A 13844-nucleotide genomic window follows, 5' to 3' on the forward strand; every position below is an offset into this window, starting at 1 on the left:
CCAGTTGGTCCGTCGGCCCTGATCGGTCACGCCCTGCGGGTCGTGCCGGGTCGGGCGGAGCGTGCCAGGTCAGCGCATCCCCGCGAATCGCTGCACCTGGTCGATCCCACCCTCGACGATGAGCACCCCGCCCTGTGGAAGTGAGGTGTCGTCGGACGCGTACCGGAAGCGTTCGCCCGGCAGCTTGGCGCCGACCACGCGTACCCCGTAACGCTGCTCCGGTTTCAGGTCGAGCAGGGTGCGCCCGACCAGCGACTCCGGCACCCGGACGGTGGCGATGGCGAAGTCGTCGTCGAACTCGATGAAGTCGAGCAACCGGCTGACGATCAGGTGGGCGACCCGGTCTCCGGTCTCCGCCTCCGGAAAGATCACGTGGTGTGCGCCCACCGACGCCAGGATCTTGGCGTGCTTCTGCGAGGTGGCCCGCGCCCAGATCTGGGGCACACCCAGCTCGACCAGCGCCAACACGGTGAGCACACTCGCCTCCACCGAGGCCCCGATGGCCACCACCGCCCGTCCGAAACTGGTGATGCCCAGCTGCCGCAGCGCCCCCTCCTCGGTCGAGTCGGCCTGAACCACCCGGTCGAGCTGCGCCGACCAGCGCTGCACCTTCTCCGGGCTGCGGTCGATCGCCAACACCTCGCGGTTCATCCGGGCCAACGACCCGGCCAGGTGACAACCGAATCGACCCAACCCGATCACCACGATGCCGCCGCTGTCCGCCCCTCTAGCCGACACCTCGACCCTCCCTGCTTCCAAGGCCGCGTTTCCGACGTGCTGGCCCGCCGACACTTCCGAAACACGCCCTAGCCGACAATGGGTTGCTCCTGGGGATAGCGGTAGAGCCGGCGTCGGGTGTTCAGGGCGATCGCCGACCCCAGGGTGAGCGTCCCGACCCGGCCGATGAACATCAGCACGGTCAGCACCAGTTGGCCGCCGGCCGGCAGTTCGGCGGCCAGACCGATGGTCAGACCGGTGGTGCTGAACGCCGAGGTGATCTCGAACAGGGCCGCGACGAAGCGGACGCCCTCGGTGAGCAGCAGCAACACCATCGTCCCGGCCATTACCAACGCGACGCTGAGCAGCGCCACGGCGACCGCCTGCCGCTGGCTCGCGGTGGCCACCCGCCGGTGCCCGATCGTCACGTCGGGCTCGCCCCGCAGCTCCGCCCAGATGGTGAACGCCAGCAGGAAGAACGTGGAGACCTTGATGCCGCCGGCCGTGCTGGCGCTGCCGCCGCCGATGAACATCAACACGATCAGCAGGGGGTAGCTCTCCTCCTGAAGGGCGGTGATGTCCAGGACGCTGAAGCCACCGGTACGGCTCAGCGCGATCTGGGTGAACGACGCGAGGACCTTGCCCGGTACGTCGTACTGGCCGATCGTGCCCGCGTTGGTCCACTCGGCGGCGAGCAGGCCAGCGAAGCCGACCAGCAGCAGCACCACGCTGCCCCAGATGGTCAACTTCGTCGCCACCGCCCAGTGCGCCGGCTGACGCCACTCGCGGACCGCCTCGAACAGCGCGGGAAACCCGAGACCACCGACGATCGCGCCGATCGACAGGGGCAGCGACACCCACGGGTCACGGCTGAAGGCCAACAAGCCGTCGGTGTAGAGCGCGAAGCCACCGTTGTTGAACGCCTGCACGGCGTGGAAGACGCCCGACCAGAGAGCTTGCCCGAAGGGGTAGTCGTAGGTCAGCCAGAGTCGACCGGCGACCAGCACGGTCATCACCGCCTCGCAGGCGAAGACGGTCAGCGCGATCCGGCGGAGCAACCGGCCCACCTCACCGATGCCGAACTCCGCCGTCTCGGCCTGCACCAGCAACCGGTTGCGCAGCCCGAGCTGACTGGAGACCACCAGGATGACCAACGCCGCGACGGTGAGGATGCCGAGGCCGCCGAGCTGGGTGAGCAGGGTGATCACCACCAGTCCCGCGCCGGACCAGTAGTTCGGTGTGTCGGTGATGGCCATGCCGGTGACCGACACGGCCGAGGTGGCGGTGAAGAGCGCGGTGACCACGGGTGGGCGTACGTGTTCGACGGTCGCCCAGCGCGCCATGAGCAACCCGGTGCCGAGCAGGATCGGCACCAGGAACGCGAACGGCACCAGCCGCACGGGATTGCGGAAAAACCGGCGCACCAGACAATCTTCCTGCCCGCCCACGACCCTGGAGTGGGAACGGGCATTCCGGAGATTCATCTGCCGGCCAGCCATCGACCAACTCCTGGCAAATCGCGAGCGGTCTGCTTACCCGGACCACCGATGACAGGAGACGGCGTTGCGACGTACCCTCTCGACCCTCGGCGTGGCCAGCGCGCTGCTCGCTGCCGCCGTGGCCCTGCCGACCATGGCCGCGGCCGAACCGACCGCGAACGCGGAGCAATCCCGGGCCAACGACCGGCCAATCGTGATCGGCCACCGTGGCGCCAGCGGCTACCGGCCGGAGCACACGCTGGAGGCGTACCGGCTGGCGATCCGGATGGGGGCCGACTACATCGAGCCGGACCTGGTCTCCACCTCCGACGGCGTGCTGGTCGCCCGGCACGAGAACGAGATCTCCGGCACCACCGACGTGTCGACCCGCCCGGAGTTCGCGGCCCGGAAGGCGACGAAGACCATCGACGGTGTCGCGGTGACCGGTTGGTTCACCGAGGACTTCACCCTCGCCGAGCTGAAGACACTGCGGGCCAAGGAGCGGCTGCCGCAGGTACGCGTGGCGAACACCGCCTTCGACGGTCGCTTCGAGGTGCCCACCCTCCAGGAAGTCATCGACCTGGCCCGGACCGAGGGGCGGACACGGGGCCGCACCATCGGCATCTACCCGGAGACCAAGCACCCGAGCTACTTCGCCTCGATCAACCTGCCGTTGGAGGAGCCGCTGCTCCGGGTGCTGCGGCAGAACAAGCTGGACCGGAAGAACTCACCGGTCTTCATCCAGTCGTTCGAGACGGCCAACCTGCGCCGCCTGAGCCGGCTGACCGACGTGAAGCTGGTCCAACTGCTCGACGCGGCCGGCCGCCCCTACGACTTCACCGTCGCCGGTGACGCCCGTACCTACCAGGACCTGGCCACGCCGGCCGGGCTGAAGTGGATCGCCGGGTACGCCGACGGCATCGGCGCCAACAAGAACCTGATCGTCCCCCGGGACGCCGCCGGCGCCCTGCTCGCCCCGACCACCGTGGTGCGTGACGCGCACCGGGAGCACCTGCTCGTGCACTCCTGGACGTTCCGCGCCGAGAACCAGTTCCTCCCGGTGGACTTCCGGATTGGCACCGACCCGAACGCGCGCGGCGACATCACCGCCGAGTACGAACTCTTCCTCGGCCTGGGCCTCGACGGTGTCTTCAGCGACCACCCGGATACTGCCGTCGCCGCCCGCGCCGGCCGCTGACCCAAACCTCGGCCCGGAGCTGATCCGCTCCTAGCCGACCACCGGGCCGATCACGCCCGGTCCACACGCTGGCCCGTCGTCCGCCACCCGGACGACGGGCCAGCGGCACGTCCGGCCAAGATCGCGCGCAAGCGCAGGATGATGACCGCTCCTCGCACCCCCGTCAGCCGCAAGATCGTGCCCGATCCAGGAAGCGGGCGAATGGCGCGGAGCGACACACGGCTCGGGTGGTCCGTGGGGGTTCGGGCCATCGAGGGCGCGGGCTCCCGGCTGGTAGTGCGGCCCGTTGTTACCCTCGGCCACCTCATTCCTGTTACTTGTGTGTTTCCGCCACATAGCTCGTGGGTGACGTCACTTCTAGCGTGAGCCGTCACGAAGAAGTTCTCTCCCTCTGAGTCCTCATGTGGAGTCGCAATGACGGTCCGGACGACGCGGCGGGCGTTCCTCTCCGCCGCCACGATGATGGCCGCGGCGCTCGCCGCCACGGCCTGTGGCAGCCCGCAGGACACCGCCACCGGCGGCGGCGACAGTGCCGCGCCGGTCAAGGTCGGCCTGGTGTACTCCCAGTCGGGAGCCCTGGCCAGCTACGGAAAGCAGTACATCGAGGGGTTCAAGGCGGGGTTGGACTTCGCCACCCAGGGCACCGGCAAGGTCGGTGACCGCAAGATCGAGCTGACCGAGGTCGACGACGCGGGCGATCCGGCCAAGGCGGTCTCCGCGGCGAAGGACCTGATCGGCAAGGGTACGAAGATCATCGCCGGCTCCACCGCCTCCGGCGTGGCGCTCCAGGTGGCGCCGATCGCGGCACAGAACAAGGTGCTGTTCATCTCCGGCCCGGCCGCCACGGACGCGGTGACCGGCGCGAACAAGTACACCTTCCGCTCCGGTCGGCAGTCCTACCAGGATGTGGTGACCGCCAAGTCGTTCATCGGCGACCCGACCGGCAAGAAGGTCGTGGTCTTCGCCCAGGACGGCGCGTTCGGCGACGCCAACGAGGCGGCCGTCAAGGCCGTCATCGGCAGCGCGGGCGCGACCGTGAGCAGTGTCCGGGCCCCGGCCAGCGCCACCGAGTTCACCCCGTTCGCCAGCCAGATCAAGGCCGCCAAGCCGGACCTGCTCTTCGTGGCGTGGGCGGGCACGACCGCCCCGGCCATGTGGCAGACCCTCGACCAGCAGGGTGTGCTTTCGTCCACCACGGTCGTCACCGGCCTGGACATCCGCGCCTCGTGGCCGACCTTCGGTGCTGCCGGCGCGAAGATCTCCTTCCTGTCGCACTACTTCGACGGCGCCAGCGACACCGAGGCCAGCAAGGCGCTGAAGGCCAAGGTCAACACCATCGACCTGTTCCACCCGGACGGCTTCGCCGCCGCGCAGATGGTGGTCCGTGCCGCGCAGGAGGGTGGGGACGACGTCGACAAGATGGTCACCGCCCTGGAGGGCTGGAGCTTCGACGGGGTCAAGGGCAAGATGACCATCCGGGCCGCCGACCACGCGCTGCTCCAGCCGATGTTCCAGGCCAAGCTGACCGGCAGCGGCACCGCGTTCACCGCGACCGCGCAGAAGAGCCTCACCGGTGACGAGACCGCGCCGCCGGCCATGGCCATGAAGGGCTGACCATGCTCGCCACCCGCGGTCTGACCTGGCGGATCGGTGAGGTCGCCATCGTCGACAGCGTCTACCTCGATCTGGCGCCCGGGGAGTTCCTGGGCGTCATCGGGCCGAACGGCGCCGGTAAGACCTCACTGTTCAACCTGATCACCGGTCTGCGCCGGGCCACGGAGGGCCGGATCACCCTGGACGGGCAGGACATCGGGGAGCTCCCGCCGCACCGGCGGGCCCGCCTCGGTCTGGGCCGCACCTTCCAGGCGTCCTCGGTCTTCGGCTCGCTGAGCGTGCGGGAGAACGTCCGGCTCGCCGTGCAGGCGCACCGCGGGGGCTCGATGGCGCTGTGGAGGCGGGCGGCGGCCGACCGGGAGGTCGCCGCCGCCGCCGACGCGGCGCTCGACCGGGTCGGCCTCGCCCACCGGGGTACGGCCCTCGCCGGCACCCTGGCTCACGGCGAGAAGCGCAAGCTGGAGATCGCCCTGCTGCTCGCCGGTGAACCGCGGGTGATGCTGCTGGACGAGCCGATGGCCGGGGTCAGCGCCGAGGACGTACCGGAGCTGGTCGCCGTCATCAAGTCGTTGACCGGCGACAGCGGCCGGGCGGTGCTGATGGTCGAACACCACATGGACGTCATCCTGGAGCTGGCCGACCGCATCGCCGTCATGCACCACGGCGCGCTGCTGGCCTGCGACACCCCGGAGACGGTGATGGCCAACCCCACGGTGCAAGAGGCATACCTGGGGGAGTCGCTCTGATGGAACCGATCCTCAGTGTGGAGGAACTGTCGGTCCGGATCTCCGGGCTGCACATCCTCCAAGGGGTGTCCTTCACGGTCGCCCCGACCGGTGTGACCGTCCTGCTCGGTCGCAACGGCGTCGGCAAGACCACCACGCTGCGCGCGATCGTCGGCCTCACCCCGCCCGCCGGGGAGGTCCGCGGCACCATCCGGATGGGTGCGGAGAGCCTGCTGGCCCGGCCGACGCACCGGCTGGTCCGGGGCGGGCTCGGCTACGTGCCCGAGGACCGCTGCGTGTTCGCCGGGCTCACCGTCGCCGAGAACCTGCGGCTCGCCGAGCGGCGCGGCACCACCCCGGCGTACGACAAGGTCTTCGCGCTCTTCCCGGAGCTGGACCGGCGCGGACGGCAACGGGCCGGTTCGCTCTCCGGCGGGCAGCAGCAGATGCTCGCCATCGGTCGGGTGCTGCTCAACGACAACCGGCTGTTGCTCGTCGACGAGCCGACCAAGGGGTTGGCGCCGAAGGTGGTGACCGAGGTGGCCGAGGTGTTGGAACGGGTCGCGGAGTCGGTGCCGGTGCTGCTCGTCGAGCAGAACCTCGCCGTCGTACGCCGACTGGCCCGCGACGCGGTCGTGCTGGCGGCCGGCAAGGTGGCCTGGACCGGCGACGCGCACGAGCTGCTGTTGGAGACCGCGTTGACGAAGTCGCTGCTCGGTGTCGGCTCGGCGGAGGTGGCTGCGCCGAGCGCGAGGAGTGAGCTTGCGAGCCCCGCAGTCGCGAGGAAGGACCAGCTCTGATGGGCACCGTGATCCTGTTGGCGCTGACCGGGCTCGGCCTGGCGGCGCTGTACTTCCTGGTCGCCTCCGGTCTGTCCCTGGTCTTCGGCTTGGCCGACGTGCTCAACTTCGCGCACGGGCTGTTCCTCGGCGTCGGCGCGTACGGCACCTGGTGGGCGGCGGGCAACCTGCCGGGCGCCGGTTCGGACGGGTTCGGCTTCGTGTTCGCGGTCGCCTTTGGGGTGGCTGCCGGCACGCTGGTGGCGATCCTGGTCGAGCTGGTGCTGATCCGCCCGCTGTACTCCCGCACCATCGAGCAGGTGCTGGTCACCGTCGGGCTATCGCTGGCCGGGGTGGCGCTGCTCCAGGCCACCTGGGGTGCGGACGCTCGGCCGTTTCCGCGTCCGGACTGGACCCGGCAGGTGACCGGGATCCTCGGCGCGCAGGTGCCCAACGGTGGCCTGCTGCTGATCATCGCGGCGGTGCTGGTGCTCGGCGCGATCCTGGCGTTCCTGCGCTGGACCCGGTACGGCCTGGTGATTCGGGCCGGGGTGGAGAACCGGGAGATGGTGACCGCGTTGGGCATCGACGTCCGCAAGGCGTTCACCCTGGTCTTCGCGATCGGTGGGGCGGCCGCCGCGCTCGCCGGGGCGCTCGGCGGGGTCTACTTCGGCACCGTCTCGCCCGGGCAGGGCGGCTCGCTGCTGATCTTCGCGTTCATCGTGGTGGTGATCGGCGGGATGGGCTCGGTGGTCGGCTCCGCGTACGCGGCGGTCGTGGTTGGGCTGGTGCAGCAGTTCGTCAACTACTACGGCACGTCCGGGCTCGGCGACATCTGCGTGGTCGGGCTGCTGGCCGTGGTGCTGCTGCTGCGCCCGCAGGGCATCGCCGGAAAGGTGGCAACGGCATGACGGTGATCGACGCGCCTCGCGCGCAGGTGCCCGACGAACTGAGTCCGCAGCGAAGGCGGTGGCACCGGGTCCGCCCGTTCCTGCCGCTGGTCGCGCTGGTCGTGCTGGCGATCCTGCCGTACTCGACGATTTCCCTGCCGGGGATCTTCGAGGGGCCGGTCAACTCACCCGGCACCCTGCAACTGCTCGCCATCTGCCTGATCTTCGGCGGGTTGGCGGCCGGGTACGACCTGCTCTTCGGCCGGACCGGGATGCTCTCCTTCGGGCACGCGCTGTACTTCGCCGCCGGTGTCTACGGCACCGACATCCTGGTCACCCGGGCCGGTCTGCCGCTGTGGCAGGCGGCGCTGCTGACCATCACCGGCGGCACCATCCTCGCGGCGCTGCTCGGCGCGGTGGCGCTGCGCACTGTCGGCATCGCGTTCGCCATGGTCACGTTGGCCTTCGCCCAGGTGGGCGCGATCCTGGTGGCCCGGGACTTCGGCGGGCTCACCGGCGGCGAGGAGGGACTGCCGCTGGACGTGTCCGGGCTGCCCGCCGGGCTGGTGGGGGTGACCAACACGGTCAACCTGTACTGGTTGGCGCTGGCGTACCTGACCCTGGTGGTCTTCGTGGTGCACCGGGTGAGCGGGTCGCCGACCGGGCGGGTGCTCGCCGGGCTGCGCGACGACGAGCGGCGGATCGGTGTGCTCGGGCTGGACCCGTACCGCTACAAGCTGGTGGCGTTCACCCTGGCCGGCGGGTTGGCGTCGGCGGGCGGGGTGGTCTACGTCCTGATCGTCGGGGGCGCGTCGCCGCACATCACCTCATCCGAGCTGACCCTGTCGCTGCTGGTCATGGTGGTGCTCGGCGGGCCGGGCACCCGGTGGGGTCCGGTGCTCGGCGGTGTCCTCTACATGTACCTGGACCACCGGCTCACCGCCTTCGGCACGAGCGACGCGGTGGACAATCTGCCGGCCGTGCTCAGCCGTCCGCTGAGCCAGCCGTTGTTCGTGCTGGGCACGGTCTTCATCCTGGCCGTCTACTTCTTCCCCGGCGGCCTGACCAGCCTGGCCCCCCGCCTGTCCCACCTGACGCGCGCCCTCCGCACCCGCCGCTGACCCCGTTGATCAAGAGGTTTGCGTCAGAATCCGGCCGAATGATGACGCAAACCTCTTGATCAACAGGGGGATGACGGACGGCGCTGGTAGAAATGCCGGGTGGAGACAGCAGAGCGGGCAGGGGTACGGGAGCGGGCCGAGGCGGTGCTGCGCCGGCTGGCCGGTGACCACGCCCGGCTGCGCGAGGACCAGTGGCGGGCCATCGAGGCACTGGTCGTCGACCGGCGACGGGTGCTCTGCGTCCAGCGGACCGGTTGGGGCAAGTCGGCGGTCTACTTCGTGGCCACCGCCCTGCTCCGCGACCGCGAGCACGGCGACCAGGCCGGGCCGACCGTCATCGTCTCTCCGTTGCTGGCGTTGATGCGCAACCAGGTCGAGGCCGCCGCGCGGGCCGGCATCCGGGCCCGCACGATCAACTCGGCGAACCTCGACGAGTGGGACGAGATCACCGCCGAGATCCAGACCGGCGCGGTGGACGTGCTGCTGATCAGCCCGGAACGGCTCAACAACCCGGACTTCCGCGACGGCGTGCTACCGAAGTTGGCCGCCACCACCGGCCTGCTGGTGGTCGACGAGGCGCACTGCGTCTCCGACTGGGGGCACGACTTCCGGCCCGATTACCGCCGCCTGCGGACGTTCCTCGCCGAGCTGCCCGACCGCACCCCGGTGCTGGCGACCACCGCCACCGCCAACGCCCGGGTCACCCAGGACGTCGCCGAGCAGTTGGGCGACGCCCTCATCCTGCGCGGCACCCTGGACCGCGAGTCGCTGCGCCTCGGGGTGCTCGACCTGCCCAGCCCGGCGCACCGGCTGGCCTGGCTCGCCGACCACCTGGACCAGCTGCCCGGCTCGGGCATCGTCTACACGTTGACCGTGGCGGCGGCGGGGGAGACGGCCGAGTTCCTGCGCTCCCGGGGCTACCCGGTCGCCTCGTACAGCGGGCAGTCCGACGACGCCGACCGGCGCGCCGCCGAACAGGACCTGCTCGACAACAAGATCAAGGCGTTGGTCGCCACCAGCGCCCTCGGCATGGGCTTCGACAAGCCCGACCTGGGCTTCGTTGTTCACCTCGGCGCGCCACCCTCACCGATCGCGTACTACCAGCAGGTCGGGCGCGCCGGCCGCGCCGTCGAGCACGCCGAGGTGCTGCTGCTGCCCGGCGTCGAGGACGCCGCGATCTGGCGCTACTTCGCCTCGCTGGCGTTCCCACCGGAGCAGCAGGTCCGGGCCGTGCTGGCCGCCCTGCACACCGACCGCCCGCTCTCCACCCAGGCCCTCGAACCCCTCGTCGACCTGCGTCGGGCCCGGTTGGAGCTGATGCTCAAGGTGCTCGACGTGGACGGCGCGGTCCGCCGGGTGCGCGGTGGTTGGCTCGCCACCGGCGAGCCGTGGGTCTACGACGAGGCCCGGTTGCGCCGCGTCGCCGAGGCGCGCACCGTCGAGCAACAGGCCATGCGGGAGTACGCGACCACGTCCGACTGCCGGATGCGGTATCTACGGGAACGCCTGGACGACACCGAGGCGGCCGACTGCGGCCGGTGCGACAGGTGCGCCGACCCACTCTTCGCCGCCGACGTGTCGACGGCCGCGCTCGCCGCCGCGCAGACCTTCCTGGGTCGACCCGGCGTGGAGATCGCGCCGAAGAAGCTCTGGCCGACCGGGCTCGACGCGGTGGGCGTACCCCTCAAGGGCCGGATCGCCCCCGCGGAGCAGGCGCTGCCGGGCCGGGCCGTCGGCCGCCTTTCCGACCTGGGCTGGGGTGGTCGACTGCGTGATCTCGTCGGCCCGGAAGCGCCGGACGCGCCGCTGCCCGACGACGTCGCCGGCGCGGTCGTGGAGGTGCTGAAGGCGTGGGCGCACGGCGACGACCCGTGGCCCCGCCGGCCGGTGGCGGTGGTCGCGGTCGGTTCCCGGCGCCGGCCCCGGCTGCTCGGCTCGCTCGCCGAGCGGATCGCCACCGTGGGCCGGCTGCCGCTGCTCGGCGAGGTCACCGCGGCCGGCCCCGGCGGCCCAGCCGGGCCGCGCGGCAACAGCGCCCAACGGGTACGCGCGCTGCACGACGCCTTCACCGTGTCGACCGATCTGGCCGACGCGCTGGCCGGGCTGGACGGCCCGGTGCTGCTGGTCGACGACCTGATCGACTCGGGTTGGACGATGACGCTGGTGGCTCGGGCCCTGCGCCGGGCCGGCGCGACCGACGTGCTCCCACTCGCCCTCGCCGTGGCCGGCTGACCCGCTGGCCTCGTGCCGGTCGCGCGGCCGGTCCTCGACGCTGCTCGGGTCCGCGTCGGCGTCCGTGCCCGGGTCGGGGCGTTGCCCGACGCTGCGGCGCGGGTTGCGCCCGTCGGGTGGCGCGGGTTGCGCCCGTCGGGTGGGAAGTTCCCGGGCGGCGTCGAGTGCGACGGTCGCCACGCTGTCCGGGCGTCGGCCTGACCCGGCCGGACGCGGCGGTACCGTGGGCGGCATGACCGACCAGCAGCCCGTCCGCCGCCCGTACCCCGGCGCGGACCTGACCGTCGGCGACGAGGCCAGCCAGGCGCAGGGCGTCGGGCGTGTCTGACCAGGTCTCCGCCGGGCCGGACCGGAGCACACTGCGGCTGGCGCTGGTGGTCGGCGGGCTGGTGTTGGCGGTGCTCCTCGGCTACGGCCTCGGCCGGTTGAACGCCAACGGTGCCGCCACCGGCAGCCCGTCGCTGGCCGCCGAGCACACCGACCCACCGGGCGTCGCACCGCACAACCATGGCAGCGCCGCAGGAGTCGATCAGGGCGCGGCCACCGAGCCGGGTGGTCTGGCGGTCAGCGCGGCCGGGTTCACTCTGGCCCCCCTGGCCACCGAGTTCGCGGTGGGTCGCCCCGGTCAGCTCCGTTTCCAGGTGCGCGACGCGCAGCGCCGGCCGGTCACCCGGTTCGCCATCGTGCACGACAAGCCGATGCACCTCATCGTGGTCCGGCGGGACCTGACCGGTTACCAGCACCTGCACCCGACCATGGCGGCGGACGGCACCTGGTCGGTGCCGTTGACCCTCGCGCAGCCCGGCCTCTGGCGCGCGTACGCCGACTTCACCGTGGTCGCCGACACCGGTGCGCAGACCGCGGTGACCCTCGGCACGGACCTGGTGGCGCCCGGCGACTACGAGCCCCGCCCACTGCCGGGGCCGGCCACCTCGACGACCGTGGACGGCTTCACCGTCGACTACCAGGGCACCCCGCAGGTCGGGACGACCGTGCCGCTGACCTTCCGGGTCGACGATGCTGGCGGTGCCGCCCGGCTGGAGCGGTACCTCGGGGCATACGGGCACCTGGTGGCGTTGCGCGAGGGCGACCTCGGCTATTTGCACGTGCACCCGGAGACCGAGCTGGTGGACGGTCAGATCAAGTTCTGGCTGACCACCCCCGGCCCGGGCCGCTACCGCCTCTACCTCGACTTCCAGGTCAACGCCGTAGTCCGAACCGCCGAATTCACCCTCACCGTCCCCTAGGCCCCGGCCCCCCACCCAGGCCCGGTGATCATGAAGTTATTGCCTCTCGCCACGGCGTGTCGTGGCAATAACTTCATGATCACGTCAGCGATCAGTGCGCTGACCACCACCGGTCAGCCCGCGAACGATCGTGCATGCCGCGCACGCAATCGCGTGTGGTCCGGCCTGTTCGGGGTCGGCGCGTCGTGATCGGGTCGGGCAGATGGGACAAAGACGCGTCGGAGTCGTTCGATCCGGTCGTGTCTGGAGTGCTCATGCGGTCTCGTTCTGAAGGGCGGGGCCGAGGAGGAGCCCACCGTCGATGACGTACTCCGAACCGGTGATGAACGCCGCGTCCGATGACGTGAGGAAGAGGAGAAGACGGGTGACGTCGGTCGGCTCGCCGAGGCGGGGGATGGCGAACGGCTCGGGTGAGTAGAAGTCGGCGATTGCTGCGGTGGCGCCAGCCGCTGGTTCATGGATGAAGGACGTCGAGATCACGCCGGGGTGGATGGTGTTCACACGGATGTGGTCGCGGCCGAGTTCGAGCGCTGCCGTTCGGGTGAGTCCTCGCACCGCCCACTTGCTGGCGACGTAGGGCGCGTAGTGAGCCGTGCCACCCAGGCCCATGATCGAGGCGATGTTGACGATGGCTCCCCCTGCCGCGCGGCGCAGAGCCGGGGTGGCGACCTTGATGCCGAGGAAGGTCCCCGTGAGGTTGATGTCGAGGATGCGCCACCAGGTCGCCTGCTCCGTGTTCTCGATCGGCGCCGGCGGGTTCTGGACACCCGCATTGTTGACAAGCACGTTCAGGGCGCCGAAAGCGCTTTCGGCGGCTAGCACAGCGGCGGCCCACGAGCTCTCGTCGGTGACGTCGAGGCGGGTGAAGCGAGCACGGGGCCCGAGTTCGCCGGCGAGAGCGGCGCCGCGCTCGGCGTCGATGTCCCCGATCACCACGTTCGCTCCCTCCGCGTGAAAGGCGCGTACGTGGCTCGAGCCCTGGCCGCCGGTCCCACCGGTCACGAGCACGGTTTGGTTGTCGAAGCGGTTCATCAGATGTTCCTTCGCCAAGGGGGGGTGTCCGACCGGGGATCATCGGCGATGAACGCCGGCCGATGGTGAGCCGAGCGACTCACCATTGGCCTGACGCTACGCCGGTGGCAGTGGCGAGTCAAGCCACTCACCTCGTATGCTCGGTCCATGAGCAGGGTCGTGACGACGTACCACCAGCGCGTCGCCCAGGAGAAGCGCGCGCTGATCGTGACGGCCGCGACCGCACTGTTCCTCGAGTTGGGCTACGACCGGACGTCGCTGGCGCGGATAGCGGACCGCTCGGGCGTCTCGCGGGCCACCTTGTTCAAGCAGTTCCCGAGCAAGGCCGCCCTGTTCGACGCCATCGTCACGGAGTCTTGGTCAACCGCTGACGAGGGGGAGCCCCCGCCGGCAGGCAACGTCGTTGACGGGCTCGGCGCCATCGGTCACCGTTACGCCGAGCTGTTGAGCCGACCCCAGATGACCGACCTGTTCCGGATCGTCATCGCCGAGCTGCCACGGTTCCCCGAACTGGCCCACGCGCAGTTCTCGCACGGGAAGATGCCCTACTTTGAGTCCGTACGCGGCTACCTCCTGGCCGAGCACGAGGCGGGAACGGTGCGGATTGAGGACGTGGACGTCGCAGCCACCCAGTTCCTGGGCATGATCTCCAACTACGTCTTCTGGCCGAAACTCCTCGTGCCGGACTGGGAGGTGAGCGCCGTACGCATCGCGCAGGTGGTCGACGAGGCAGTCAAGACCATCGCCGCACGGTACGGCGCGACCGGCGCATCAGGCGAATGACGTTCCCGGCGCCTTTCGTCAACGATCA

The 13844-nt window shown here is 70.7% G+C and carries 12 protein-coding genes; 9 read left to right on the top strand and 3 right to left on the bottom strand.

From position 1 onward, the window contains the following. Window positions 1-69 precede the first annotated feature (69 nt). Complete coding sequence (locus AC5L30_RS22840; RefSeq protein ID WP_494869715.1) at window positions 70-738, bottom strand: potassium channel family protein; 669 nt, start codon at window positions 736-738, stop codon at window positions 70-72. Between the two features lie 68 nt (window positions 739-806). Continuing rightward, on the bottom strand, window positions 807-2141 hold the full coding sequence (locus AC5L30_RS22845) for a TrkH family potassium uptake protein (protein WP_494869717.1): 1335 nt from the start codon (window positions 2139-2141) through the stop codon (window positions 807-809). A 139-nt stretch (window positions 2142-2280) separates the two neighbouring features. Here AC5L30_RS22845 and AC5L30_RS22850 point away from each other — a divergent pair, with 139 nt between their 5' ends. The 8 genes from AC5L30_RS22850 (at window position 2281) to AC5L30_RS22885 (ending at window position 12001) form a co-directional block, all read left to right on the top strand. Continuing rightward, entirely contained in the window at window positions 2281-3393 is a 1113-nt protein-coding gene (locus AC5L30_RS22850; RefSeq protein WP_494869718.1) for a glycerophosphodiester phosphodiesterase, read from the top strand. Window positions 3394-3807: 414 nt separating this feature from the next. Next, on the top strand, window positions 3808-5007 hold the full coding sequence (locus AC5L30_RS22855; RefSeq protein WP_494869719.1) for a substrate-binding domain-containing protein: 1200 nt from the start codon (window positions 3808-3810) through the stop codon (window positions 5005-5007). 2 nt (window positions 5008-5009) lie between these two features. After that, window positions 5010-5753: an ABC transporter ATP-binding protein gene (locus AC5L30_RS22860; RefSeq protein WP_238659585.1), complete on the top strand. Its 744-nt coding sequence runs from the start codon at window positions 5010-5012 to the stop codon at window positions 5751-5753. Continuing rightward, window positions 5753-6532, top strand: a complete 780-nt coding sequence (locus AC5L30_RS22865; protein ID WP_494869720.1) for an ABC transporter ATP-binding protein — start codon at window positions 5753-5755, stop codon at window positions 6530-6532. Before AC5L30_RS22860 ends, AC5L30_RS22865 begins: the two co-directional genes overlap by 1 nt. Next, the gene (locus AC5L30_RS22870) at window positions 6532-7422 is read left to right on the top strand and encodes a branched-chain amino acid ABC transporter permease (RefSeq protein WP_238644447.1); all 891 of its coding nucleotides are present in this window, start codon (window positions 6532-6534) and stop codon (window positions 7420-7422) included. Before AC5L30_RS22865 ends, AC5L30_RS22870 begins: the two co-directional genes overlap by 1 nt. Beyond that, window positions 7419-8522 (top strand): branched-chain amino acid ABC transporter permease, encoded by a 1104-nt coding sequence (locus AC5L30_RS22875; protein WP_494869721.1) that lies wholly within the window; start codon window positions 7419-7421, stop codon window positions 8520-8522. Before AC5L30_RS22870 ends, AC5L30_RS22875 begins: the two co-directional genes overlap by 4 nt. A gap of 99 nt (window positions 8523-8621) precedes the next feature. Next, window positions 8622-10754 (top strand): RecQ family ATP-dependent DNA helicase, encoded by a 2133-nt coding sequence (locus tag AC5L30_RS22880; protein WP_494869723.1) that lies wholly within the window; start codon window positions 8622-8624, stop codon window positions 10752-10754. A 320-nt stretch (window positions 10755-11074) separates the two neighbouring features. Beyond that, window positions 11075-12001, top strand: coding sequence for a DUF8832 domain-containing protein (locus tag AC5L30_RS22885; RefSeq protein WP_494869725.1), 927 nt, complete (start codon window positions 11075-11077; stop codon window positions 11999-12001). 252 nt (window positions 12002-12253) lie between these two features. Here AC5L30_RS22885 and AC5L30_RS22890 read toward each other — a convergent pair whose 3' ends face one another. After that, window positions 12254-13033 (bottom strand): glucose 1-dehydrogenase, encoded by a 780-nt coding sequence (locus tag AC5L30_RS22890; RefSeq protein WP_494869726.1) that lies wholly within the window; start codon window positions 13031-13033, stop codon window positions 12254-12256. A gap of 147 nt (window positions 13034-13180) precedes the next feature. On the opposite strand from AC5L30_RS22890, the gene AC5L30_RS22895 reads away from it, so the two are divergent. Beyond that, window positions 13181-13816 (top strand): TetR/AcrR family transcriptional regulator, encoded by a 636-nt coding sequence (locus tag AC5L30_RS22895; RefSeq protein WP_494869727.1) that lies wholly within the window; start codon window positions 13181-13183, stop codon window positions 13814-13816. The last annotated feature ends 28 nt before the right edge of the window (window positions 13817-13844 follow it).

This window comes from Micromonospora sp. BQ32 (assembly GCF_059358895.1).